Here is a 23,915-nt window from a genome sequence, read left to right as displayed (position 1 = left end):
TTGAGGATTGTCGGAATCATTCAGGCGCGGATGGGGTCGACCCGGTTGCCGGGGAAGGTGCTGCGGGATCTCGGCGGGCGCACGGTGCTGGGCTGGGTGGTCCGGGCGGCGCGCGAGTCAGGCGCGGTCGACGACCTCGTGGTGGCGACCACGACGCTGGCCGAGGACGACGCCGTGGCGGCCGAGTGCGCGGCCCTCGGCGTGGCGTGCCACCGGGGGCCGGTGGACGACGTGCTCACCCGGTTCGCGCAGGCGCTGGAGGGGCGGCGGGGGGAGGCGGTCATGCGGTTCACCGCCGACTGCCCGCTGCTCGACCCGGCGGTGATCAGGGAGGCGGCGCTGGTCTACCGGGCGCTCGGCGGCGCGCTCGACTATCTCAGCACCGGGCTGTCCGGCACGCTGCCGCGCGGCCTCGACGTGGAGATCGCCGGGCTGGCGGCGCTGCGCCGCGCCGACCGGGAGGCGACCGCCTACCACCGCACGCACGTGACGTCCTACATCTACGCGGAGCCGGGCGACTTCCGGCTGCTCGGCCTGGCCTACCCGCCGGGGGCGGGCGACCTGCGGGTCACGCTCGACACCGAGGACGACTGGCGGCTCATCGCGCGCGTCGTGGCCGCGCTGGGCGACCGGTGCGTGCCGTTCCGCGAGCTGGTCGGCTGGCTGCGCGAGCGGCCCGAGGTGTGCCGGCTCAACGCGCACGTGGAGCAGAAGGAGCTGCAGGACGCATGACGGCCGTCGGCGTTCGCTGTGATGCCGGCGCCGCGATCGGCGTCGGCCACCTGGTGCGGTGCGTGGCGCTGGCCGAGGAGCTGCGCTCGCGCGGCGTGCCGGTGACGTTCCTGGGCGAGGTGACCGGGTCGGAGTGGGCCGCGGCGCAACTGCGCGAGCGCGGGCTGCCGTCGGTGCCCGCGCTCCGCGAGCCGCACCGGCTGGCGGCCCAGGCGCGGGAGCTGGGGATCGACGTGATGGTCCTCGACTCGTACACGCTGCCGCCCGGCACCGGGGCGGCGCTGCGCGAGGCGGGGACGGCGGTGCTGGCGATCGTCGACGGCGACCCGCGCGGGCAGGAGGCGGACCTCTACCTGGACCAGAACCTGGGGGCTGAGCGCCACCCGTTCGACGGGGAGCGGCTGGCCGGGAGCGCGTACGTGCTGCTGCGCGACAGCGTGCGCCGCTGCCGCCGGACGCCCCGCGAGGGCGGGCCGCCCCGGGTGCTGTGCTTCTTCGGCGGGACCGACAGCGCGGGCGTCGCGCCGAGGTGGACGAAGGCGCTGCTGTCGACCGGGGCGCCGTTCGAGGCGACCGTGATCAGCCCGGAGCCGTTCGAGGCCGGCGAGTCGGTGGCCGTCGTGCCGCCCACCGACCGGCTGCCCGAGCTGATGGCCCGGGCCGACCTCGTGGTGACCGCCGCCGGGTCGGCCGCCTGGGAGCTGCTGCACCTGGGCGTGCCCACGGCGCTGACCTGGGTGGCGGCCAACCAGCTCACCGGCTACGAGGAGCTGGTGGCGGGCGGGCTGGCCGCCGGGCTGGGGCCAGAGCCCGGCGCCGCCGCCGTCGACACGCTGGCCCGCCTGCTCACCGACCCCGAGCTGCGCGAGGAGTACGGGAGCCGGGGGCGCGACCTGGTCGACGGGCGGGGCCGCGAGAGGGTCGCCGACGCGCTGCTGCGGCTCAGACCAGATCCCACGTGAGCGGCGTGCCGAGCGGCGCGTCGCGGGTGAAGCGGCGGCCCATCACCTGCGGCGCGAGCTCCGGGGGCAGCCCGCCGGCGGGCCGAATCGAGCGCACGTTCTGCTCGGTCACCGGCTCGCCCGCCCGCACGTCCCGCACCACGTACAGCGACCTGCGGAAGCGCAGCCCCTCGCGCTCGGAGGGGCGCGGGCCGATGACGGCGGCGCCGAGCGACTGCCAGGCCCGCTCGCTCTCCACCACCAGGGCCGCCAGCTCGTGCGGCTCCAGCGAGAACGCGGCGTCGACGCCGCCGCCCACCCGGCTCAGCGTGACGTGCTTCTCGATCAGGCACGCGCCGAGCGCGACCCCGGCCAGCGCGGCACCCAGCCCCGGCGTGTGGTCGGAGACGCCGACGACCGCCCCGGTGATCGCGGCCAGCAGCGGCAGCGCCCGCAGGTTGCTGTCGGCGGGCGAGGCCGGGTAGGAGGCCGTGCACGACAGCACCGCGAGCTGGTCGCATCCGGCGTCGCGGGCCGCCTCGACGGCGTCGTGGATCTCGCCGATCGACGCCATCCCGGTCGAGATGATCAGCGGCTTGCCCGTCGAGGCGGCCAGCCTGATCAGCGGCAGGTCCACGATCTCGGACGAGGCGATCTTGTACGCGGGCGCGTCGAGCTTCTCCAGCAGCTCGATCGCCGTGCGGTCGAACGGCGAGGAGAACGGGATCAGCCCCCGCTCGCGCGCCCTGGTGAAGATCGGCTCGTGCCACTCCCAGGGTGTGTGGGCGCGCTCGTAGAGCCGGTAGAGCCGCTCGCCGCCCCACAGCTCGTGGCCGGAGCCGATGCGGAAGGCCGGGCCGTCGGCGTCGACGGTGATCGTGTCGGGCCGGTAGGTCTGCAGCTTGAGCGCGTGGGCGCCGGCCCGCGCCACCGCGTCGACGATCGACAGCGCGCGCTCCAGGCTGCCGTCGTGGTTGCCGGACATCTCGGCGATGACGAACGGCGGCCGGCCCGGCCCGACGGCCCGCTCGGCGATCTTGATCATGCGTGGTCCTCCCTGGTCAGCTCGATGGCGATGACGTCGCGGCGCAGCCCCTCGACCTCCAGCCCGAAGACGCCCACCTCGGCGAAGCCGAACCGCCGGTGCAGCCGCCTGACCGGCTCGTTGGAGGCCAGCACCTCGCCGCGCAGCCGGGTCAGGCCGAGCGGCCCGAAGGCGTGCGCGATGGCGGCCCGCTCCAGCCCGATCCAGGCGGCCAGCAGCGTGCCCGACCGCTCCAGCCCGTCGAGGTCGAGGTAGAAGGCCCAGCTCGCGGTGCGCGACCCGTCGCCGAGCCCCGAATAGGTCACCACTCCGGCGGGCTCGCCGTCGTGGTCGTAGACGAGCACCCGCCGCGCCGGGTCGTCCTTGACCCGGGCCCACCAGCGGGCGTGCTCGGCCGGGCTGATCTCGTGGGTGGTGAAGCTGGACGCCCGGACCTTCGGATGGTTGCGCCAGCGGCGCAGCACGGGCAGCTCGTGCTCGTGGACGCTCCTCAGCATCCTTCCCCCTACACAACGTGCCGGATCACTTGCACAACGTAGCGTAAAGACCCGATCAGGGCAGCGACAGTCCGGGCATGCTGCCCTCAGCCACCGAAAGGAGTGCTCGACAATGATCCCCCTGCTCAGCGTCGTCGTCCCGATCCACAACGTGGAGCCGTACCTGGCGGAGTGCCTGGAGTCGCTGGCCGCCCAGACGCTGACGGACTTCGAGGTCCTCTGCGTCGACGACGGCTCGCTCGACGGCAGCCGCCGGGTCGCCGAGGAGTTCGCCGCCCGCGATCCCCGGTTCGTGCTGCTGCGCCAGCCCAACCAGGGGCCGGGACCGGCTCGCAACCTCGGCGTGCGGCACGCCCGCGGCCCCTATCTGGCCTTCGCCGACGGTGACGACGTCGTGCCGCCGCGCGCGTACGAGCTGCTGGTCTCCTCGCTGCGGGAGACCGGCTCCGACCTGGCGTGCGGGGCGGTGCTGCGGCTGGCCGACGGCGAGCTGGCGCCGTCGACGATGCACGAGAAGGTGTTCAGGCGGCGGGTGCTGTGCACGCACGTCATGGACCGGCGCTCGCTGGCCCGCGACCGCACGGTCTGGAACAAGGTCTACCGGACGGCGTTCTGGCGCGAGCGCGGGCTGGAGTTCCCCGCCGGGATCTACGAGGACGTGCCCGTGGCCATCCGCGCGCACGTGCTGGCCACCAGCGTCGACGTGCTCGACGACGTCGTCTACCACTGGCGCAGGCGTGACGGCGGCGAGGACTCGATCACCCAGCGGCGCACCGAGCTGCCCAACCTGACCGAGCGGCTGGGCGCCATCCGCTCGGTGCGGGCCTTCCTGGACGAGACCGCGCCGGAGCTGAAGGCCACCTTCGACGACCTGGTGCTGGAGAAGGACATCGTCTTCCTGTTCCAGGCGCTGGAGGACGCCGCCGACGGCGACAGCGGGCCGGCGCTGGAGGTGGCCAGGCAGTGGCTGGCCGAGCTGGGCCCCGACGTGATCGCGGCGGCGCCCTCGCTGCGGCGGCTCGAACTCCACCTGGTCGAGCGCGGGCTGGTCAAGGAGCTGCGGCAGGTACGCGAGTTCAGGCGGGCCTCTGCCGAGGGCACCCGGGTGGTGCCGCGCGGCTGGCGCAACACCGGCTGGTACGGCGACTACCCGTACTTCCGCGACCGCAGGCTGGCGATCCCCGACGAGGTGTACGACGCGCGGCAGGAGCTCAAGCTGGTGGCGCGGGTCGACGAGTGCGGCTGGACCGGCCGGGAGTATCTGCTGCGCGGCCAGGTGGCCATCCACCGCGTCGAGCGCAAGCCTGGCCGCGTCAGCCTGGTGCTGAGCGACGGCCGCCGCAAGGTGCCGCTGACCGCCAAGCGCGTCGGCGGGCAGGGCCTGGTGGCCACGATCGACCCGCGCGCGCTGGAGGGCGGCGGGCCCACCTGGCGGCTCCAGGCGCGCACCGAGACGCGCGGGCTGGTGCTGAAGGGGTGGTTCCGCGAGGGGGAGAGCGGCCCCACCTGGCGCCTTTCGGTGGCGGAAGGGTCAAGAAGAGGCATGGACATTCCCCAGTAGTTCCAGAGAGTAATTGCTCAAACACGGCTCGTCGTCATGCTGTAGTCCATGAGGACCTATTCGCTCGATGACGTCCACGCGACACGCAAGCGGAGAGACTCCTGGTGGACCGTGTACTTCGTGGACCCGGTCGCCTGCCGGGTCGCGCTCGCGGTCGCCAACCGCACGCGGATCACGCCCAACGAACTCACCGTGACGTCGCTGGTCCTCGGCATGATCTCTGCCGCGTGCCTGGCGACGGACCGGCTGGTCGCCGGGGCGGTTCTGTTCTATCTGAGTTTCATGATCGACTGCGTCGACGGGAAGATCGCCAGGCTCAAGGGCACGGGGACGCCCTTCGGGCTCTGGCTCGACTACGTCGGCGACCGCGTCAGGGTGGTCTGCTGCGCCGCCGGACTCGCCTACGGGCAGTTCGCGCTCACGGGGGATGTGAGCTGGGTGGTGCTGGGCGCGGTGGTGGCCGTGCTCGACCTCTTCCGGTACGTCAACGCGCCGCAGATGAAGCGGGTCCGCGAGGTCATCAGGGAGGGTCGGGCCGATCTCCAGGCGGATCTCCAGGCTGAAGTGCAGCCTGGGCTGGTGCCGGCGCCCAGGGGAGGGCGGACCGGCGGCAGGATGCCGTACTCGCTGCGGCGGCTCAACAGGTTCCTGGCCCGGCGCCGGGTGCGGTCGCACCTCATCAGCGGCATCGAGTTTCACGCCGCGGTGTTCGTGATCGCGCCTCTCGCCGGGGCCGGGGCGCTGATCCCGGTGGCGGTGGTCGCCAGCGTCCTGCTTCTCGCCAACGAGATCTTCCTTGTCTACCGGATGTGGCTCTTCGCGCGCAGGCACCCCGTGCCCCAGGAGAGCCGAGAGCACGTTCTCGTCTAAATTTCGGGGGTTAGTACGAAATGTCAGACCGGCCAGTATTCGTGATCGGCTGCCCGCGCTCCGGCACCACGATGCTCCAGCTCATGCTCCACTCGCACCCGCGCCTCGCGGTGCCGCCGGAGACGCGCTTCGTCATGCCCGTCTACTACAAGCGGCGCGCGTTCGGCGACCTCCGGGACGCCGAGCGGCGGCGCGCGCTGGCCGAGTGGATCGCGAGCGACCGCAGCACCAAGTTCCGCGAGCTCAAGATCGACCGCGACGCCTTCGTCCGCCAGGTCGTGGACGGCCCCGGCTCGCTCGGCTCCGTGCTCGGCACCGCCTTCCGCATGTACGCCGAGCGGTTCGGCAAGGCCCGCTGGGGCGACAAGCGGCCCAGCTACGTCAAGCACACCGACCTGCTGCTCAGGCTCTTCCCCGACGCCCAGTTCATCCACCTGATCAGGGACGGCCGCGACTGCGTGGCCTCGCTGAAGGAGATGCCCTGGTACACGCTCGACTCCTTCCACGCGGTCTCCACCTGGGCCGAGGCCATCGACCACGGTGACAAGCTGCGCCGGACGCTGCCCGACGACAGCTACTTCGAGCTGCGTTACGAGGACCTCACCGACGACCCGGTGACCGAGCTGAAGAAGCTCTGCGCGTTCCTGGAGGAGGACTTCTCGCCCGCCATGGTGTCGCCGCGCGAGGCGGCCAGCGTGGCGGTGCCGGTGCACAAGGTGTGGCACAGCAACACGCACGGCGAGGTCACCAGGAGCCGGGTCGGGAGCTGGGCCAAGCGCCTGGACGGCTGGGAGATCTCGCTCTGCGAGCAGGTGCTCGGCGAGCGGCTGGAGGCCCAGGGCTACGAGCTGACCGGCGCCGCACCGGCGGCCAAGGAGCACGTGTCGGCCTGCAACAAGACGATGCAGCGCCGCCGCAACAGCCGGATGCGCAAGTCCATGCGCGACCGCTTCAACCGGCTGCGCGAGCCCAGCCCGGTGGCCGCCCTGCTGACCACCGGCCAGCGCGCCCTGGCCGGCGTCCCGCAGCAGCGCAGCGAGTCGCCGGAGCTGGCCGAGCGCACCGGCTGACCGCCCGCGCCGCTGCTCACCGGCTGGATCTTCACCGGTCGATGTGGGTAAAGAGCGCTTCCCAGCGGTCGAGCACCGGGTCGAGGCGGAAGTCCTCGGCCCGCTGCCGGGCGGCGGCGCCCAGCCGCCGCCGCTCCGGCGCCGAGCCGATGAGCCGGCCCAGCTCGGCCGCGAAGGCGTCCACGTCCGCCGGCGGGACCAGCGCCGACGCGACCGAGCGCACCCCGCCCGACACGTCGAACGCCACCGCCGGCACCCCGTGCGCGGCCGACTCCAGCAGCACGATCGGCAGCCCCTCGTGCTCGCTCGTGAGGGCGACCAGCGAGGCGTCCCGGTACTCGGCCGGCATCCGCGCGGCCGGCACCCGCCCGCGGAACACCACCCGGTCCGCCACCCCTTCCCGCGCCGCGTGCGCCCGCAGCCGCTCCAGCTCGCTCCCGTCGCCGATCAGGTGCAGCTCCCACGACGGCGGCGCCCCCGACCTGGCGAACGCGGTGATCAGCCGGTCGAACCGCTTGACCCCCTCCAGCCGCCCCACCCCCAGCACCCGGGGCGACGACAGCGGCGACACGGCGTCCGGCCAGGCGGCCAGCGGGTTCGGCAGCGTCCAGGTGTTGGGCAGCAGCGCGTTCTCCGCGAACAGCCACGCGTCGTCGTCGCTCAGGAACACCGCCTGGTCCAGCCGCGGGTAGTGCTTCCTGATCGAGCTCAGGTGCCAGCAGCCGCGGGCGTGCTCGTACGAGCCGTGATACTGGCCGATCGGACGCAGCGAGCCGGGCAGCAGTCGTGACAGCCGGGTCACCACGCCGGGCGAGGTGAGCACGGCGAAGCCGGGCCGCATCGGGCCGAGCAGCTCGCGCAGCCGGCGGTCGGCGCGCAGCCGGGCCAGGCGTCCCTGCGGCCCGACCGGGCTGCGGCTGATCAGGTGCTGCCGGTAGCGGGGGCGCTCGACGTAGCGGAACGGCGCGTCGGCCCGGTGCAGCCCGACGACGTGCACCTCGTGCCCGCGCCCGGCCAGGCCCTGGGCCAGCGTGTGCGTCACCTGCTGGATGCCGCCCAGCGTGTCGGCGTCCAGGCAGGCGAAGACGACGTTCACCGGGCACCCGCCGCGAAGAAGTCCGCGACGATCCGGGCGGAGGCGTCGCCGCGCTCGTCGGCGCACCACAGCTCGCGGAAGGCGGCGTAGCGGCCGGCGTGGGCGGCGTGCACGGCGGGCAGGTCGCGCAGCGCCGCGACGAGGTCCGCGGTCGTCGTCACGCACGGGCCGGGGGCGATCGACGGCAGGTCGTGGTAGACGCCGCGCTCCGACAGCCGGTAGTCGTCCCAGTCGTCGATGAAGAACAGCATCGGCTTGCCGGTCAGCGCGTAGTCGCACATCACCGACGAGTAGTCCGTCAGCAGGGCGTCGGAGGCCAGCATCAGGTCGTTGATCTCCGGGTACGAGCCGGCCGGGCGGACGAAGTGCCGCAGCCGCTCCGGCGGTTTGTAACGTTCCACCGGATGCGTCCGCAGGATCAGCACCCACTCGTCCGCCAGCTCCCTGGCCATCAGCTCCAGGTCCACCCGGACCGACCGGCCGCTGCCCTTGGCCCGGTCGCGGTAGGTGGGCGCGTACAGCAGCACCTTCTTGCCGGGCGGGATCTCCAGCCGCTCGCGCACCTCGTCGGCGCACGCCCCGCGCACCAGCGCGTCGCAGCGCGGCGTGCCGCAGCGGTAGACGCGGCCGGTGTAGCCGTTGGAGGGCAGGAAGCAGCGCGAGAACTCGGCGCTCGGCGACACCAGCGCGTCCCACCGGGCGACCGCCCGCCGCCACTGGGCGCGCGGCCCGTCGAAGTCGCCGCGCAGGTCCGGCGCGTCGAAGCCGATCGACTTGATGCCCTGCCCGTGCCACGTCTGCAGGTAGCGGGTGCGGCGCGGCTTGGGATAGTCGAGCGGGAAGCCGTGGCTGTCGACCCAGTAGCCGGCCCTGGCCATCGTCCAGACGTAGGCCCAGCTTCCGCGCCTGACCAGCCGCACGTCGGGCGGGAAGTTGCCGCGCCCTCGGGCCACCGACCACACCGCCTCGATCGGCAGGCCGCTGCGGCGCAGCTCCTCGTAGATGGCGCGCGGGCTGCCCGTGTAGCCCTTGCCGACGTCGGCCTCGAACAGCGCCAGGTCCCTGCGCTGCGGCACCACCTTGATCAGCGCCTTGTAGACGCGCAGCTTCAGCTTCGGCGTGCTCAGCCGCTTGAGCAGCCTGCGCCTGATCCGGCGCAGCAGCGACCGGGCGGAGACGGCCCGCACGCACAGGTACGCCGCGTAGCCCTCGGCCTTGACCGTGCCGCCGGGCAGCTCGATCGGCTTCATCGCCGGGTCGACCAGCAGCCGGTCGGTGGTGGTGTGGCCGTCGGCGACCCGGGTGAACCCGATGCGCGGCTCGCACCGGCCCCTGGGCGTGAAGACGATCTCGCTCACGTACGCGCACTCGCCCGACGGCTGCGGGCTGATCGGTACCTTCTCGCCGCCCGCCCGCAGGAACGCCTTCCACTCCACCGGCAGCACGCCGAACGGGTCGTAGGTGTGCACGGTCATCCGGATCCGGTCGCCGTCCTGGCCGATCTCGGTCACCTCGTGCCGCAGCCGGGTGGCCGAGTACGGCAGCTCGGCCAGCCGCAGGTCCGTGATGTCCATGCCCGGCGTGGCCGTCGTGCCCCAGTACGTCCGGCCGCCGACCTGCACGGCGGCCCGCGGCGGCGCCCCCGCCCCGGTGAGCGACCCGGCGGCGATGCGCAGGTCGTCCACCCGGTCGTCGAGGATGAGCCGGCAGCAGACCCGGTCCATCGGCCCGACCCGGTCGAACACCTCGGGCGCGATCTCCTCCAGGTACGGCCGGACGACCGCGGCGAACTCCTTGACCCACACCCGGTCCATCGTGGGCAGCGGGTTCAGGTAGACGCGCAGGTCCTGGCGCAGGAACCGGTACTGGCGGGCGGGCACCAGGTCGGCGGCGCCGTGCTCGCGCAGGATGTCGTCGCTCAGCCGGGCGGCGACGACCCGGTGGCGCACGTTGTCCATGTCCTTGATGCTCAGCGAGATCGACGTGCCGCCGCGCGCCCGGTGCCAGTGGTAGACCACCCACGGCACGACGGCGAAGCGCCGCGCCAGCGCGTACAGCTCGGTGGCGAACACGTGGTCCTCGTAGTGGATGTCCTCCGGGAAGCGCAGCAGGTTGTCACGCAGGAAGCGCACGTCGTAGAGCTTGTTGGTGCTGAAGGAGTCCAGGAACAGCTCGGGCTCCTCGCGGATGCCCTCGACGACCCGCCGCCTGGCGAACAGCGTCGGATAGTACGGCTTGAGCCGGCCGCTGGACTCGTACAGCCGGGAGATCTGGCCGGACACGAAGTCGGCCCCGGTCCGCTCGATCTCGGTCAGCAGGCTCTTGCAGGCGTGCCGGGGCAGCTCGTCGTCGCTGTCGAGGAACATCACGTACGGCGCGGCGGCGGCGTCGAGGCCGTCGTTCCTGGGGGCGCCGCAGCCGCCGCTGTTGACCTCGCGGCGCAGGTAGCGGACGCGGGGATCGGCTCTCATCAGCTCGGCGGCCACCCGGGGCGTGCCGTCGGTGCTGGCGTCGTCGGAGATGATCACTTCCAGGTCGCGCAGCGACTGCCGCAGCACGGAACGCACCGCCCTGGGCAGGCGGGCCGCGTCGTTGTAGGTGATCACGACAACGGTGCAAGCCGGCATGCCATCCCCCCGAGTGTCACGACGTGGGGGTAGGCATGCCCGCAGGATTCTGGATGTGTCCGGACTTGATGGGGTTTTTGCCGAAAATCACCGCATAAGGCGACGAATCGCCCAGACGATCAGCGCCAGCACGGCCAGCGCGCCCAGGACCGGCGCCACCCGCTTGATCAGCGGCGCCCCGGCGACCTCCAGCAGGTCGAGCGCCTCCTCGTCCGCGCTCAGCGCCGTCCGCGCCGTCCCCGCGGGCCTGGCCGGGCTCTCCGCCGCCTCCTCCGGGACGGCGGCCAGATGCCGCTCACCCGGCCCGGGAGCCTGAGGTTCCGGGGACTCGGCGATCTCCGGGGCCGCCGGTTCGGTGAGCAGGTCGGCCAGGTTGGCGGCGAACCGGTCGATGAGCTTGCCGCCGACTTCCGCCATCACGCCGCGCCCGAACTGCGCCGGCCGGCCCGTGACGTTGAACGACGTCTCCACCGCGACCGACGTCGAGCCGTCGCCCGGCGTCAGCCGCGCCTTGACCGTCGCCGACGCCGTGCCCGAGCCGCGCGCCTCCTTGCCCGACGCCCGCAGGGTCAGCGTGTGCGCGTCCTTGTCCACGTCCTCGAACCGCGCGGTGCCCCGGTAGGTGACGGTGATCGGCCCGACCTTGACCTTCATCCTGCCGGTGAACTCTTCGCCCTCGAAGATGTCCAGCGTCGCCCCCGGCAGGCACGGCGCGACCCGCTCGACGTCGAGCAGCACCGCCCACGCCTGCTCGACGGGGACCGGGACCGTGAACTCGTGCTCGAACCGCATCGCCATCGATCCGCTCCTTCCCGACTGGTTGCGAGCGTACGTCCCGTGGGGGCGACCCGGAAGGGCGGCGCCCCCACGGGACGCGGGCTCAGGGAGCCCCGGCGGCCGTGCGCACCGCGCGATGCGTCAGCACCCTGGCCAGGTGCCGCCGGTAGTCCGGCTGGGCGTGCAGGTCGGCCGGCGGCGCCGTGCCCTCCGCCGCCTCCCCGCACGCCTGCCGTACCTGGTCGCCCAGCTCGGCGCCCTGGAGCGCCGACTCGGCGGCGCGGGCCCGCAGCGGCGTCGGCGCCATGTTGGCCAGCCCGATCCTGGCCTCCTGGATCGCGCCGTTCGTGCGCCGGACCGCGACGGCCACGCCGACGATCGGCCACGCCTGCGCCGTGCGGTGGAACTTCTCGTAGTGGTAGCCCCACCCGTCACCCAGCTTGGGGATCTTCACGCCGGTCAGGATCTCGCCCGGCAGCAGCGCCGACTCCAGGTAGTCGACGAAGAACCGGGCCGCCGGGATCTCCCGCTCGCCGCCGGCCGAGCGCGCGACGAACACGCCGTCCAGCGCCAGCACCACGGCCGGCAGGTCGCCCGCCGGGTCCGCGTGCGCCAGCGAGCCGCCGAACGTGCCGCGGTGCCGCACCGCCGGATCGGCCACCGTGGCCGTCGCGAGCGCCACCAGCGGGCAGCCCTCGCGCACCACCGGCGAGCGCATGACCTCGTCGTGCGTGGTCATCGCGCCGACGAACACGTGGTCGCCCCGGTCGTGCGCGCCCGCCAGCTCCGGCAGCCGCGCCACGTCGACCAGCTTGGACGGGTACGCCAGCCGCAGCCGCAGCAACGGCAGCAGCGACTGCCCGCCGGCCAGGACCTTCGTGTCCTCGTCCGAGGCCAGCTCCCGGAACGCCTGGTCGAGCGAGTCCGGGCGGACGTAGTCGAACTGGGCCGGGATCATGACCGCGCTCCTTCCAGCGCCCGCCAGACGCGCTCGGGCGTGCACGGCATCGCCACGTCATGGATGCCGTGCGGGCGCAGCGCGTCCACGACGGCGTTGACCACGGCCGGGGTCGAGGCGATGCAGCCCGCCTCGCCCACGCCCTTGGCGCCCAGCGGGTTGCCGGTCGCCGGGGTCTCGGTCCGGTCGGTGACGAAGTCCGGCAGGTCGGCCGCCGACGGCAGCAGGTAGTCGGCCAGCGTGCTGGTCAGCAGGTTGCCGTCCGCGTCGTACACCGCCTCCTCGAACAGCGCCTGCCCGATCCCCTGGGCGATGCCGCCGTGCACCTGGCCCTCGACGATGAGCGGGTTCACCACCTTGCCGACGTCGTCCACGGCCACGTACGAGCGGATTCTCGTCAGGCCCGTCTCGGTGTCGACCTCGACCGCGCACAGATGGGTGCCGTGCGGGAAGGAGTAGTTGTCCGGGTCGTAGGTCGCCTCGGAGTCCAGCCGCGCCTCCACCCCGTCGGGCAGGTCGTGCGCGGTGAACGCGGCGAAGGCCAGCTCCTGGATCGTCGCGCGCGCGTCGGTGCCGCGCACCGTGAACGCGCCCCCGGCGAACTCCAGGTCGTCCGGCGCGCACTCCAGCACGTGCGCGGCCAGCTTGCGGGCCTTCTCCCTGACCTTCTCGCACGCCTGGAGCACCGCCACGCCGCCGATCACCAGCGACCGCGAGCCGTAGGTGTCCATGCCCTTGTGCGCGATGGCCGTGTCGCCGTGGATGACCGTGATGTCGTCGAACGGCACGCCCAGCGCGTCGGCCGCGATCTGGCTCCACGCCGTCACGTGTCCCTGGCCGTGCGGCGACGTGCCCGTGATCACCTCCACCTTGCCGGTCGGCAGCATGCGCACCGCGCCGTGCTCCCAGCCGCCCGCCGCGTACCGCGCCTCCTTCAGCAGCCGCGACGGGGCCAGCCCGCACATCTCCGTGTACGTGCTGACGCCGATGCCGAGCTGCACCGGGTCCCCCCGGTCCCGCCGGTCGGCCTGTTCGGCGCGCAGCTTGTCGTAGCCGAACAGCGCCATCGCCTTGTCCGTGGCCGCCTCGTAGTTGCCGGAGTCGTAGGTCAGGCCGGAGATCGTCGTGTACGGGAACTCCTCGTGCCTGATCCAGTTGCGCCGCCGCACCTCCAGCGGGTCGGCCTTGAGCTCGGCGGCCAGCTCGTCCATGATCCGCTCGATGCCGAACGTCGCCTCGGGCCGGCCCGCGCCCCGGTAGGCGTCCGTGGGCATCTTCGTGGTGAACACGCCCGTGCAGCCGAACTCGTAGGCGTCCATCTTGTAGATCGCGTTGAACATCGACGCGCCCAGCAGCGGGACGCCGGGCGTGAGCAGCATCAGGTACGCGCCCATGTCGGCCAGCAGCTCCACGCGCAGGCCGCGGATCCGGCCGTCGGCGTCGGCCGCGAGCTTGACGCGCTGCACCTGGCCGCGGCCGTGATGCACGGTCAGGTTGCCCTCGGAGCGGGACTCGTTCCACTTGACCGGCCTGCCGAGCCGGCGGGTGAGCAGCAGGCAGAGCACCTCCTCGGCGGTGACCTGCAGCTTCGAGCCGAACCCGCCGCCCACGTCCGGGGCGATCACGCGGATCTTGTGTTCTGGGATGCCGGTGGTCAGCGCCAGCATCACCCGCAGCACGTGCGGGATCTGCGTCGCCGTCCAGACCGTGTACGAGTCGCCGTCCGTGCTGGCCAGCACCGCCCGCGGCTCCATCGCCGCCGGGATGAGCCGCTGCTGGTGGTAGGTGCGCTCGATGACGATCGGGGCGTCGCGGAAGGCCGCGTCGACGTCGCCCGAGGTGACCTTCATCGTGTACGCCTGGTTGCCCGACTCGTGCACCTTCGGGCTGTCCGGCGCCAGCGCCTCCTCCAGGTCGACCACGGCCGGCAGCGGCTCGTAGTCGACCTCGATCGCCTCCAGCGCGTCGGCCGCCAGGTAGCGGTCGGTGGCGACCACGCACGCCACCGCCTCGCCCACGTAGCGGACCTCCGACACGGCCATCGGCGGATGGTCCGGGATCACGATGTCCTCGGTCACCGGCCACGCGCACGGCAGGCTGCCCTGCTCGGCCGCCAGGTCCTGGCCGCAGAACGCCGCCACCACCCCGGTCATCCCGCGCGCCCCCGACACGTCGACCCGGGTGATCCGCGCGTGCGCCATCGGGCTGCGCAGGAACGCCACGTGCAGCGTCCCCGGCGGGCGCAGGTTGTCGGTCCACTGGGTGCGGCCCGTCAGCAGCCGCGCGTCCTCCTTGCGCCTCCTGGCCCTGCCGACCTCGGTCATGACGTCCTCACCGCCCGCCCCATCTCCTGGGCGCCCCGCCTGACCGCGCGGACGATGTTGCAGTAGCCGGTGCACCGGCACAGGTTGCCCTCCAGGCCCTCCCGGATGGCCTCCTCCGACGGCTCGGGCGTCTCCCTGAGCAGGTCGATCGCCGCCATGACCATGCCGGGCGTGCAGTAGCCGCACTGCAGCGCGTGTTCCTCGTGGAAGGCCCGCTGCATCGGGTGCATCGACCCGTTCGCGCCCAGACCCTCGATCGTGACGACCTCACAGCCGTCGGCCTGCACGGCGAGCACCGAGCAGCTCTTGGCGCTCTTGCCGTCGAGCATCACGGTGCAGGCGCCGCAGTTGCTGGTGTCGCAGCCGACCGGCGTGCCGGTCCTGCCCAGCCGTTCTCGGAGCAGATGGACGAGGAGGAGCCGCGGCTCGACCTCCTCCTCGTACGTGATCCCGTCGACGGTGACGGTGATACGGGGCATACGTCCTCCCTCGGAGCAGGGGGAAAGGCGGACAACGCCAACGTACGCCCGGGTATGTCCCGGTCAAGGGTTACTTACCGCGAACCGCCCTCGCCACGATCGCCACCAGCCCCGCGAACGCCAGCCCCACCACCATCACCGGCAGCAGGACCAGCGAATCCGTGATCGAACCCGTCAGCACCAGGATGCCGAGCACCACGAACAACGACCCGCTCAGCAGCGCCATCCAGTCGGTCCGGTGCAGCCTGCGCGGCCTGTCGAGATCACGCGCCACGGCGCACCTCCAGGTCTCCCACGCCGCCCTTCAGGTTCAGCACGATCGTCGGCGCCTTGCCCTCCGGCTCCACCTCGGGCTCCAGCACCTTGTCGAACTGGACGTCCACGCCGCCACGCAGCGACTGGTCCACCTTGATGTCACCGATCCGGTTGAACGCGTGCACCTCGACCCGCGCCGTCGGCGGCACGACCACCGCCAGCTCGCCCACCGCGATCGACGCGTCGAACGTCACCTTCGCTCCCGGCTCCAGCCGCAGCTCCGACAGGTCCAGCTTGCCGTCGCCCACTCCCGCGTCGTACACCCGGTTCGACTCCGCCGGGTTCGTCACATGCCATACGGACTCGCCGACCTTGGCCGGCAGGCCGCCGAACATCATGCCCACCCCGATCAGCAGCGTCACCAGGGTGCCCGCCGCCACCAGGCCCGCGCCCCGGCCCCACCAGGCCGCGATCAGCAGGCCGGCGCCGATGGTCACCAGCACCGCGCCCGCGACCAGCGTGGGCTGCACGCCCGAGGGTGATGCGGCCTGCACCGCCACGAGGATCCCTCCAATGATCGTTGCCAGCGCCATGGTGATGGCGCCGATGTACGACTTCGGCCGCCGCTCCCGCGGCACCGGCCGGCGGTACAGCGCCGGGTCGTAGGGCGAGTAGCCGCCGCCGCGCCGCGCCGGGTCGAGCGGCTGGTAGGTGCCGTAGCGCGACTCGTACGGGCCGTGCGGGGCGAACGGCTCCCCGTACGCGGGGTGCGCCGCCGTCCGCCGCCCCGGGTCGGTCGTGGGGTGCTCGGCTCTGGGGTGCTCGGCTCTGGGGCGCGCCGCCGTCGGCACCGCGTACGCCGCCGTCTTGGCGAACGGCGCCTCGTCCTCCAGCAGCCGCCGCGCCTCCGGATCCCGCCGGGCCCGCCGCTCCTCGGTGTTCGCCGCGCGCTCCTCCCGAGCCTCCTCGGCGGGTGCGCTCTCCGGAGTGGGGGCGACCGGCGCCTCGGGGAGGTCGGCCCGTACCGTCTCGGCGGCGGGCGCCTCCTGCTCGGACGGGACGTCCTCCTCGGCCCGAGCCGCCTCGGCGGCGGGCGCGCTCTTCACGGAGGGGGCGTCCGCCGGGGGAGCGGCGGCGGCCGGGCGGGGCGAGTCGTCCGACGTGGCGAGGCCGTCCGGGCGGGGACGGCGGTTGAGGCGCTCGGGCATGGAGCGGGCCAGCGCCAGCAGGTCGACGCCGCTGGTGTGCGCCGCCAGCAGGGCGATGGCCAGGAACAGCCCGACGACGAGCGTCCCGGCGCCGAGCCAGACGGTGGAGAGGTTGAGCACGAGCCCGAGCGCGAGCACGGCCGTCAGCAGCGCCAGCACCGTGTCGGCGTCGAAGTCGCGGCGGGTCCACTGCTCGATGATCGCCGGCTTCCCGTTGGGCTCCTTCATCAGCATGAACGCCGCGATGTACAGGATGAACCCGATCCCGGAACCGAACATCAGCACCGCGAAGCCGACCCGGAACACGACCGGGTCGACGCCGGTGTGCCGGCCCAGGCCGGCGCACACTCCCATGAGGAATCGTCCCTCGTTGCTGCGGCGCAGCGTGGCAGGGGGAGCGGCCGGTTCCCTGGACGGTGCTTCTGTCATGCCACCATCGTCGCTCACCTGCGAAGGCGGTCGCATCGGGGAGACCCCTGACCCGACCCGGGGGTTGTTCCCTGATGCCCGCGATGCCCGCGACGTGTGACTATGGCGATGTTATGGCTGACCAGAAGACTCTCGCCGAGCCGGGCCCGGGCGCCGACGCGCCGTATCGCAGGATGACACGTCCCTTGGAGGGCCGTCTCGTCAGCGGTGTCGCCCATGGGCTCGCCACGCAGCTCAAGCTCGATCCCGTGGTGATCAGGCTGATGTTCGTGCTGCTCAGCGTCGTGGAGGGGGTCGGGGTGGTCGCGTACGCGGTGCTCTGGATGCTCACGCCGCAGCAGCCGAACGAGGGCCGCCCGGTGCCGGCCCGTGACTGGAGCCAGCTTGCCGCGTTCGCCGCGATCGGGGTGGCGTTGCTGGCGTTCGGCTGGCTGACGGGCGCGTCGCAGGGCGGGATCGGCATGCTGCCGTTCGCGGTGGGCGGCATCGGCACGATCATCCTGTGGCAGCAGGCCGATCCGGAGCGCCGCAAGCACTGGGTGAGCGGGGCGACCCAGAGCATCAGGAAGAACCGGGTGCGTACGCTGCTGGGCGTGCTGCTGGTGATCGTCGGCGCGATCGGGTTCCTGCTGGTGGAGGGGCAGTTCCAGCAGGCGCGGCCGGGGCTGATGTTCACGGCGGTGGTGGTCGGCGGGCTCGCGGTGATCGCGGCCCCGTGGCTGGCCGGGCTGTGGAAGGAGCTGCAGCTCGAACGGCGCGAGCGCATCCGGCAGGAGGAGCGCGCCGAGGTGGCGGCGATGGTGCACGACTCGGTGCTGCACACGCTGACGCTCATCCAGCGGGTCGCGCACGATCCGCGCGAGGTGGCCAGGCTGGCCCGTTCGCAGGAGCGCGAGCTGCGCAACTGGCTGTACCAGCCGGCCCAGGACGCGGACGCGACGCTGGCGGCGGCGGTGCGCCGGATCGCGGCCGAGGAGGAGGACGCGCACGGCGTGCCGATCGAGGTGGTGTGCGTGGGTGACATCGACCTCGACACGCAGGGCAGGCTGGGCGCGATGCTCAAGGCGGCCAGGCAGGCGATGGTCAACGCGGCCAAATACTCTGAGAGTCCGTCCATTTCCGTCTATGCGGAGGTGGAGGGTGAAGAGACGACGATTTTCGTGAAGGATCGCGGTAAGGGGTTCGAGCTCGATGCGGTGCCGCTGGACCGGATGGGCATCAGGGAGTCCATCATCGGCAGAATGGAACGCCACGGCGGCACGGCGCGCGTTCGGACCGAGCCGGGTGAGGGCACGGAAGTGATGTTGACCATGAAGGTGGAAAAGCCATGACGCGCGTGCTGATCGTCGACGACCATCGGCTGTTCCGCTCGGGGGTGCGGGCCGAGCTGGGCGACTCGATCGAGGTCGTGGGCGAGGCCGAGGACGTCGACACGGCGGTCAAGGCGATCGCCGACCTGCAGCCGGACGTGGTGCTTCTGGACGTGCACATGCCCGGCGGGGGCGGCCAGGAGGTGCTGCGCCGGGTGCTGGGCGCGGGCTCCCAGGTGCGTTTCCTCGCCCTCTCGGTCTCCGACGCGGCCGAGGACGTGATCGGCGTGATCCGGGGCGGCGCCCGGGGCTACGTCACCAAGAACATCAGCGGCAAGGAGCTCACCGACGCGATCCGGCGGGTGGCCGACGGCGACGCGGTGTTCTCGCCTAGGCTGGCGGGCTTCGTGCTGGACGCCTTCGCCTCGTCGGAGGCGCCGTCCATCGACCCGGAGCTCGACTCGCTCACCCAGCGGGAGCGGGAGGTGCTGCGGCTCATCGCGCGCGGCTACGCGTACAAGGAGATCGCCAAGGAGCTGTTCATCTCGGTGAAGACGGTCGAGACGCACGTGTCGTCGGTGCTGCGCAAGCTGCAGCTGTCCAACCGTCACGAGCTCTCCCGCTGGGCGACGGCGCGCCGCCTGGTGTGACAGCCCGCCGCGACGCTGGTGTCGCGGCCCGCCGCGTGCGACATTGCCAAGTATGGGCAGGGACGTGCCGGTGGTGGTGTTCAGCCGGGAGGACCGGCGGGCGTACCGGGAGAAGGTGCGCCGATGCCTCGACGTGTTCGCGCAGCTGCTGCGCGAGTCGCGCTTCGAGGACGACCGGCCGCTGGCCGGGCTGGAGATCGAGCTCAACATCGTGGACGCCGACGGCGAGGCGGCCATGCGCAACGCCGAGGTGCTGGCGGCGATCGCGCGGCCCGACTGGGCCACGGAGCTGGGCCAGTTCAACGTCGAGATCAACGTCGAGCCGCAGGACCTGGGCGGCGACGGGGCGCGGCGGCTGGAGGACGACGTGCGCGCCCGGCTCAACCACGCCGAGGAGCGCGCCAGGTCGCGGGGCGGGCACCTGGTGCTGATCGGCATCCTGCCGACGCTGCGCGAGCAGGACATCGGCGAGGGCACGCTGTCGGCCAACCCGCGCTACCGGCTGCTGAACGAGCAGATCTTCGCCGCCCGGGGTGAGGATCTGCACCTGTGCATCGAGGGCGTCGAGCGGCTCGACACCCACGCCGACAGCCTGGCGCCCGAGGCGGCCTGCACGAGCGTGCAACTGCACCTCCAGGTGAGCCCGGCGGAGTTCGCGGCGCACTGGAACGCGGCCCAGGCGATCGCGGGCCCCCAGGTGGCGGTGGCGGCGAACGCGCCCTACCTGTTCGGCAGGGAGCTGCACCGCGAGACCAGGATCGCGCTGTTCGAGCAGGCCACCGACACCCGGCCGGACGAGCTGAAGACGCAGGGGGTGCGGCCGCGCGTGTGGTTCGGCGAGCGGTGGATCACGAGCGTGTTCGACCTGTTCGAGGAGAACGTCCGCTACTACCCGGCGCTGCTGCCGCTGTGCGAGGAGGAGGACCCGCGCGCGGAGCTGGCGGCGGGCCGCGTCCCGGCGCTGCACGAGCTGACCCTGCACAACGGCACCGTCTACCGGTGGAACCGGCCGGTGTACGCGGTGGTGGACGGCACGCCGCACCTGCGGGTGGAGAACCGGGTGCTGCCCGCCGGGCCGACGGTGCTCGACATCGCGGCCAACGCCGCCTTCTACTACGGCCTGATGCGCGTCCTGCCGCACGCCGAGCGGCCGATCTGGAGCCGGATGTCGTTCGCCGCCGCCGAGGACAACCTGACCGCCGCCGCTCGCCACGGCCTGGACGCCCGCCTCTACTGGCCCGGCGTGGGCGAGGTCCCGGCGGCCGAGCTGATCCTGCGCAGGCTGCTGCCGATGGCCCGCGAGGGGCTGGCCCGGCGCGGCGTGGACGAGGCGGTGGCCGGCCGGCTGCTGGACGTCATCGAGGGCCGCTGCCTCACCGGCCGCACGGGCGCGACCTGGCAGGTGGACAAGGTGCGGGCGCTCGGCGGCGACCGGCACGAGGCGCTGCGCAGGATGACGCTGGAGTACATCGAGCGCATGCACACGAATGATCCCGTGCACACCTGGGCAGTCTGAGCGTCGTGACCTCCTCCCGCCGGCTGCTGCCCCTGGCGCTGATCGCCGTCCTGCTCACCGCCTGCGGCGTCCTCGACGTGCCCTCCCGTGACACGCGCGGCGCCGACTCCTTCGCCGACGACGTGCTCGGGGCCAGGACGCTGACCGAGGAGTTCTGGAAGCAGCAGTTCGCCGCGGCCGGGCGCACCTACAGGCCGGTGACCGGCTTCGTCCCCTATTCGGCGGGCGGCGGCCCGAGCTGCGGCGGCGAGCCCGCCGTGCCCGCCAACGCCTTCTACTGCCCGATCGGCCACTTCATCGCCTTCGACCAGGACTGGATGGCGGGCCTGTGGAGCGAGATGGGCGACGGCTCGGTCTACCTGATCATCCCGCACGAGTTCGGCCACGCCGTGCAGGCGCAGCTCCGCACCGAGTTCCAGCTCAACATCCAGGCCGAGCTGCAGGCCGACTGCTACGCGGGCGGCACGCTGAAGGCGCTGATCGACTCCGGCGCGCTGACGGCCGAGCCGGGTGACGAGGACGAGCTGCTGCTCAACCTGGCCGCCGCCGGCGACCCCACCGACGACTGGCTCGACCCGGCCGCCCACGGCACCGCCGAACAGCGCCAGCGCTCCTTCGCCACGGGTTACACGCGCGGCGTGGGGGCCTGCTGAGGTTGTACGCGCGTGTCAACCCAGAGGATGATGCGACCGATCATGCGCGCGGCATAGCGTTGGCCCATGCCATTGGAGGAGATCGGCTGGCTGCGCAGGGGCGCCTGCAAGTCCAGCGACCCCGAGCTGTTCTTCCCGCTCGCGCCCTCACCCGTCCAGGAGGCGCGGGCCAAGGCCGTCTGCGCGTCCTGCAAGGTCCTGGCCGAGTGCCGCTCCTATGCGCTGAAGGCCGGCGAGGCCGACGGCATCTGGGGCGGCATGACCCCGGAGGAGCGCCGCCGCACCCGCTTCCCGGCGGGCTGGCGCAACTCCGCGGCCTCCTGACGCCACGTAGCCTCTAAGGGTGCTGCTTCGCTCGATCGCCGTGCTCGCTGCGGCCAACGTCCTCAACAACAAGGTCGCGCCACGGCTGGGGCCGCTCACCTCGGCCGCCGCGACGGCCGCGTTAGTCGCGATGGCCCGCAGCTCCGGCGTGTCGTGGCGGGAGCTCGGCTTCGAGCGCGGCCGTCGCGGCGCGCTCGTCGGCGGCGCGCTCGCGGCCTCCGTCGTGGCGGTCTACTCGGCCGGCATCAGCATGCGCCGCACCCGCCCGTTCTTCCACGACGAGCGGGCGCTCTCGCTCTCCCGCGCCCGCGTCCTGGAGGAGGCGCTGGTCCAGGTGCCGTTCGGCACGGTCCTGCTGGAGGAGGTCGGCTTCCGCGGCGCCCTCTACGGGATGCTGCGCCGCTCCCACGGCACCGCCACGGCCACCGCGGTGTCGTCGGCGCTGTTCGGGCTCTGGCACATCCTGCCCGCGATCGACATGGCCCGCGCCAACCCGGCGCTCGGCGCGCTGGCCGCGGGGGAGTCGCCCGCCCACCTCGACACGGCCCGGGTGGTGGCGGGCAGCGTGCTGTCGACGGCCGTGGCCGGGGTGCTGTTCAGCGAGCTGCGGCGGCACAACGGCCTGCTCGCCCCCGCCATGCTGCACCTGGCGACCAACTCGCTGGGCTACCTGTTCGCCCGCCTCGCGGCCCACCGCACAGGCCACGGTGATCAGGGATCGCTACCCTTCGCTCATGGTGACGCATGAGCGGGAGATCACGGCTCCCATCGACCTGTGCCTGCCGGACGGACGGCTCGACCCGGCGGCGGTCGGCTGGACCCGGCGGCCGCTCCACCGGGCCAACCTGCGCGGCTGGGGGCGCACCAAACGCTGGGAATACTGGGGGATCGTCACTCCCACTCACGTGATCGGCGTGGTCGCCTCCTCGCTCGACTACGCGGGCGTGCACGGCCTGTACGTGCTCGACCGGGCCACCGGCCAGGAGACGGCCAAGGACGTGGTGGTGCCGCTGGCCCGCAACACCGCCATGCCGGAGCGCAGCGGCGAGGGCGTCGCGTCGGCGCGGGCGGCGGCGCTGCGCATCGACATCCGCCAGCGGCCCGACGGCACCTCGCTGCGCGGCGTGGCCCCGGGCATCGAGGTCGACCTGGAGATCCCGCTGCCCGACGGGCACGAGGCGCTCGGCGTGGTGGTGCCGTGGAGCCCCACGCGGTTCCAGTACACGCTCAAGGACGTGGGCAGGCCGGTGCGGGGGCGGCTGCGGCTGGTCTCCGGCGAGTACGAGGTGCGCGAGCAGGACTCGTTCGCGGTGCTCGACCACGGCCGGGGGCGCTGGCCGTACTCGGTGGTGTGGAACTGGGCGGCGGGCAGCGCGCCCGGGCGGGCGATCCAGCTCGGCGGCAAGTGGACCGACGGCACCGGCATGACGGAGAACGCGCTGTTCGTCGACGGCCGGCTGCACAAGATCGGCGAGGAGCTGGCCTGGCGCTACGACCGCGACGACTGGATGCGGCCGTGGCGGATCACCGGGGCGCGGGTGGAGGCGGAGTTCACGCCGTTCCACGAGAAGGTCGCGCGTACCGAGCTGGGCGTCGTCGGGTCGGAGACGCACCAGTGCTTCGGCCACTTCAGCGGCCGGGCGCAGGCCGACGACGGCGCGTGGATCGAGCTCGACGGCCTGACCGGGTGGGCCGAGGAGGCCCGGCAGCGCTGGTGAGGCTCAGCGCGGCAGGCGCAGCGCCGCGTCGACCGACTCGCAGTAAGCCCCGATTTCCGGGGCTGACCTGCGGCTACGGCGTCACGCCGTCGGCACCACCTGGAAGCCCTCCGCGTAGTGCCCCTCGGGGAACCCCGCCTCCTTCCCCCAGGCGGCGAAGCGGCTCTTCACGAAGTCGGCGAACCCCTCGACGTGCGCCACCTGGCTCACGTGCGACTGCAGCGCCGCCAGCTTGCGCTCGACGGTGGCCGTGATGTCCACGTAGTGGTTGGGCGTGGAGCCGCCCGTCAGCCACACCTCGCGCACCGTCCACGCCTCCAGGCCCTCCTCGGTGAACAGCTCGGGGAAGGCGTACGGGTTGCGCGCGTCGGGATAGACGGCGTCCAGCGTGGCGCCGCCGACCGCGCGATGGTCGGGGTGGCTCGGCGCGACGAACTGGTAGTTGCGGTCGGGGTGATGCGTGATGACCAGGTCGGGCCGCACCTGCCTGATGACGCGGGCGATGTCGCGGCGCAGCTCCAGCGACGGCACCACGGTGCCGTCGGCATAACCGAGAAAGCGCAGGTCCGTGACGCCGACGCACTTGGCCGCCGCCGTCTGCTCCGTGCGGCGGAGCTCGGCCATGCCCGAGTTGTCCAGCGTGCGCTCGTTGCCGCCCGCGTCACCGTCGGTGACCAGCAGGTACGTGACCTCCACCCCGGCGTCGGCGAACAGCGCCACGGTCCCGGCGGCCCCGAAGTCGGCGTCGTCCGGATGCGCGGACACGACGAGGATCCGGTCGATCTCGTTCTCGGCCAGCATGCGGTCCCCTTTCTGATCGTCGTACGGGACAACCGACGCCCGGCTACCCGCATTCCGTGCGCCGATTGTCGGTG

The 23,915-nt window shown here is 72.8% G+C and carries 23 protein-coding genes; 12 read left to right on the top strand and 11 right to left on the bottom strand.

The features are described from left to right. Positions 1-732: a glycosyltransferase family protein gene (locus AB0J53_RS18715; RefSeq protein ID WP_364173601.1), complete on the top strand. Its 732-nt coding sequence runs from the start codon at positions 1-3 to the stop codon at positions 730-732. Next, positions 729-1,694 (top strand): hypothetical protein, encoded by a 966-nt coding sequence (locus AB0J53_RS18710; RefSeq protein WP_364173598.1) that lies wholly within the window; start codon positions 729-731, stop codon positions 1,692-1,694. Before AB0J53_RS18715 ends, AB0J53_RS18710 begins: the two co-directional genes overlap by 4 nt. On the opposite strand, the gene pseI is transcribed toward AB0J53_RS18710, so the two are convergent. Next, positions 1,675-2,718: a pseudaminic acid synthase gene (gene pseI / locus AB0J53_RS18705; RefSeq protein ID WP_219500589.1), complete on the bottom strand. Its 1,044-nt coding sequence runs from the start codon at positions 2,716-2,718 to the stop codon at positions 1,675-1,677. The two genes, AB0J53_RS18710 and pseI, sit on opposite strands and share 20 nt — an antisense overlap. Continuing rightward, positions 2,715-3,215: a GNAT family N-acetyltransferase gene (locus AB0J53_RS18700; protein ID WP_219500591.1), complete on the bottom strand. Its 501-nt coding sequence runs from the start codon at positions 3,213-3,215 to the stop codon at positions 2,715-2,717. The genes pseI and AB0J53_RS18700 overlap by 4 nt, the downstream gene beginning before the upstream one ends. A gap of 112 nt (positions 3,216-3,327) precedes the next feature. On the opposite strand from AB0J53_RS18700, the gene AB0J53_RS18695 reads away from it, so the two are divergent. The 3 genes from AB0J53_RS18695 to AB0J53_RS18685 are packed head-to-tail and all read left to right on the top strand — an operon-like array spanning position 3,328 to position 6,716. Further along, positions 3,328-4,776 carry a glycosyltransferase family 2 protein gene (locus AB0J53_RS18695; RefSeq protein ID WP_357591313.1) on the top strand — a complete coding sequence of 483 codons (1,449 nt, stop codon included), beginning with the start codon at positions 3,328-3,330 and terminating at the stop codon, positions 4,774-4,776. Positions 4,777-4,824: 48 nt separating this feature from the next. Further along, positions 4,825-5,646 (top strand): CDP-alcohol phosphatidyltransferase family protein, encoded by an 822-nt coding sequence (locus AB0J53_RS18690; protein WP_246644003.1) that lies wholly within the window; start codon positions 4,825-4,827, stop codon positions 5,644-5,646. A 20-nt stretch (positions 5,647-5,666) separates the two neighbouring features. Then, positions 5,667-6,716, top strand: coding sequence for a sulfotransferase (locus tag AB0J53_RS18685; protein WP_219500595.1), 1,050 nt, complete (start codon positions 5,667-5,669; stop codon positions 6,714-6,716). Positions 6,717-6,747: 31 nt separating this feature from the next. Here the strand turns inward: AB0J53_RS18685 and AB0J53_RS18680 are convergent, their stop codons facing one another. The 8 genes from AB0J53_RS18680 to AB0J53_RS18645 form a co-directional block, all read right to left on the bottom strand. Continuing rightward, entirely contained in the window at positions 6,748-7,812 is a 1,065-nt protein-coding gene (locus AB0J53_RS18680) for a glycosyltransferase (protein WP_364173594.1), read from the bottom strand. Further along, complete coding sequence (locus AB0J53_RS18675) at positions 7,809-10,439, bottom strand: CDP-glycerol glycerophosphotransferase family protein (protein ID WP_364173592.1); 2,631 nt, start codon at positions 10,437-10,439, stop codon at positions 7,809-7,811. Before AB0J53_RS18675 ends, AB0J53_RS18680 begins: the two co-directional genes overlap by 4 nt. Before the next feature lie 87 nt (positions 10,440-10,526). Continuing rightward, positions 10,527-11,237 (bottom strand): SRPBCC family protein, encoded by a 711-nt coding sequence (locus AB0J53_RS18670; protein ID WP_364173590.1) that lies wholly within the window; start codon positions 11,235-11,237, stop codon positions 10,527-10,529. A gap of 82 nt (positions 11,238-11,319) precedes the next feature. Then, a complete protein-coding gene (locus AB0J53_RS18665; RefSeq protein WP_364173587.1) occupies positions 11,320-12,174 on the bottom strand; it encodes a xanthine dehydrogenase family protein subunit M in 855 nt (284 codons plus the stop codon). After that, positions 12,171-14,498, bottom strand: coding sequence for a xanthine dehydrogenase family protein molybdopterin-binding subunit (locus AB0J53_RS18660; protein ID WP_364173584.1), 2,328 nt, complete (start codon positions 14,496-14,498; stop codon positions 12,171-12,173). Before AB0J53_RS18660 ends, AB0J53_RS18665 begins: the two co-directional genes overlap by 4 nt. Beyond that, positions 14,495-14,977 carry a (2Fe-2S)-binding protein gene (locus AB0J53_RS18655; RefSeq protein WP_219500606.1) on the bottom strand — a complete coding sequence of 161 codons (483 nt, stop codon included), beginning with the start codon at positions 14,975-14,977 and terminating at the stop codon, positions 14,495-14,497. Before AB0J53_RS18655 ends, AB0J53_RS18660 begins: the two co-directional genes overlap by 4 nt. A gap of 70 nt (positions 14,978-15,047) precedes the next feature. Beyond that, the gene (locus AB0J53_RS18650; RefSeq protein ID WP_219500607.1) at positions 15,048-15,251 is read right to left on the bottom strand and encodes a hypothetical protein; all 204 of its coding nucleotides are present in this window, start codon (positions 15,249-15,251) and stop codon (positions 15,048-15,050) included. After that, positions 15,241-16,869, bottom strand: a complete 1,629-nt coding sequence (locus AB0J53_RS18645; protein WP_364173578.1) for a PspC domain-containing protein — start codon at positions 16,867-16,869, stop codon at positions 15,241-15,243. Before AB0J53_RS18645 ends, AB0J53_RS18650 begins: the two co-directional genes overlap by 11 nt. Before the next feature lie 113 nt (positions 16,870-16,982). On the opposite strand from AB0J53_RS18645, the gene AB0J53_RS18640 reads away from it, so the two are divergent. From AB0J53_RS18640 to AB0J53_RS18610, 7 genes are all read left to right on the top strand, one after another. Further along, on the top strand, positions 16,983-18,200 hold the full coding sequence (locus AB0J53_RS18640; protein WP_219500787.1) for an ATP-binding protein: 1,218 nt from the start codon (positions 16,983-16,985) through the stop codon (positions 18,198-18,200). Then, positions 18,197-18,829, top strand: a complete 633-nt coding sequence (locus AB0J53_RS18635) for a response regulator transcription factor (RefSeq protein ID WP_219500609.1) — start codon at positions 18,197-18,199, stop codon at positions 18,827-18,829. Before AB0J53_RS18640 ends, AB0J53_RS18635 begins: the two co-directional genes overlap by 4 nt. Before the next feature lie 52 nt (positions 18,830-18,881). Then, positions 18,882-20,345, top strand: a complete 1,464-nt coding sequence (locus AB0J53_RS18630) for a glutamate--cysteine ligase (protein ID WP_364173575.1) — start codon at positions 18,882-18,884, stop codon at positions 20,343-20,345. Between the two features lie 5 nt (positions 20,346-20,350). Beyond that, a complete protein-coding gene (locus AB0J53_RS18625) occupies positions 20,351-20,998 on the top strand; it encodes a neutral zinc metallopeptidase (protein WP_219500611.1) in 648 nt (215 codons plus the stop codon). Between the two features lie 66 nt (positions 20,999-21,064). Next, positions 21,065-21,322, top strand: coding sequence for a WhiB family transcriptional regulator (locus AB0J53_RS18620; RefSeq protein WP_219500612.1), 258 nt, complete (start codon positions 21,065-21,067; stop codon positions 21,320-21,322). Between the two features lie 19 nt (positions 21,323-21,341). Then, a complete protein-coding gene (locus AB0J53_RS18615; protein ID WP_219500613.1) occupies positions 21,342-22,070 on the top strand; it encodes a CPBP family intramembrane glutamic endopeptidase in 729 nt (242 codons plus the stop codon). Next, complete coding sequence (locus AB0J53_RS18610; RefSeq protein ID WP_364173570.1) at positions 22,057-23,040, top strand: DUF2804 domain-containing protein; 984 nt, start codon at positions 22,057-22,059, stop codon at positions 23,038-23,040. The genes AB0J53_RS18615 and AB0J53_RS18610 overlap by 14 nt, the downstream gene beginning before the upstream one ends. An 81-nt stretch (positions 23,041-23,121) precedes the next feature. On the opposite strand, the gene AB0J53_RS18605 is transcribed toward AB0J53_RS18610, so the two are convergent. After that, entirely contained in the window at positions 23,122-23,841 is a 720-nt protein-coding gene (locus AB0J53_RS18605) for a PIG-L deacetylase family protein (protein ID WP_219500616.1), read from the bottom strand. Positions 23,842-23,915: the final 74 nt, after the last annotated feature.

This window comes from Nonomuraea sp. NPDC049725 (genome assembly GCF_040674795.1).
Taxonomy (GTDB): Bacteria; Actinomycetota; Actinomycetes; order Streptosporangiales; family Streptosporangiaceae; genus Nonomuraea; species Nonomuraea ceibae.
The sequence above is the reverse complement of the archived record's forward strand: the minus strand, read 5'-3'. Positions and strand labels throughout refer to the sequence as shown.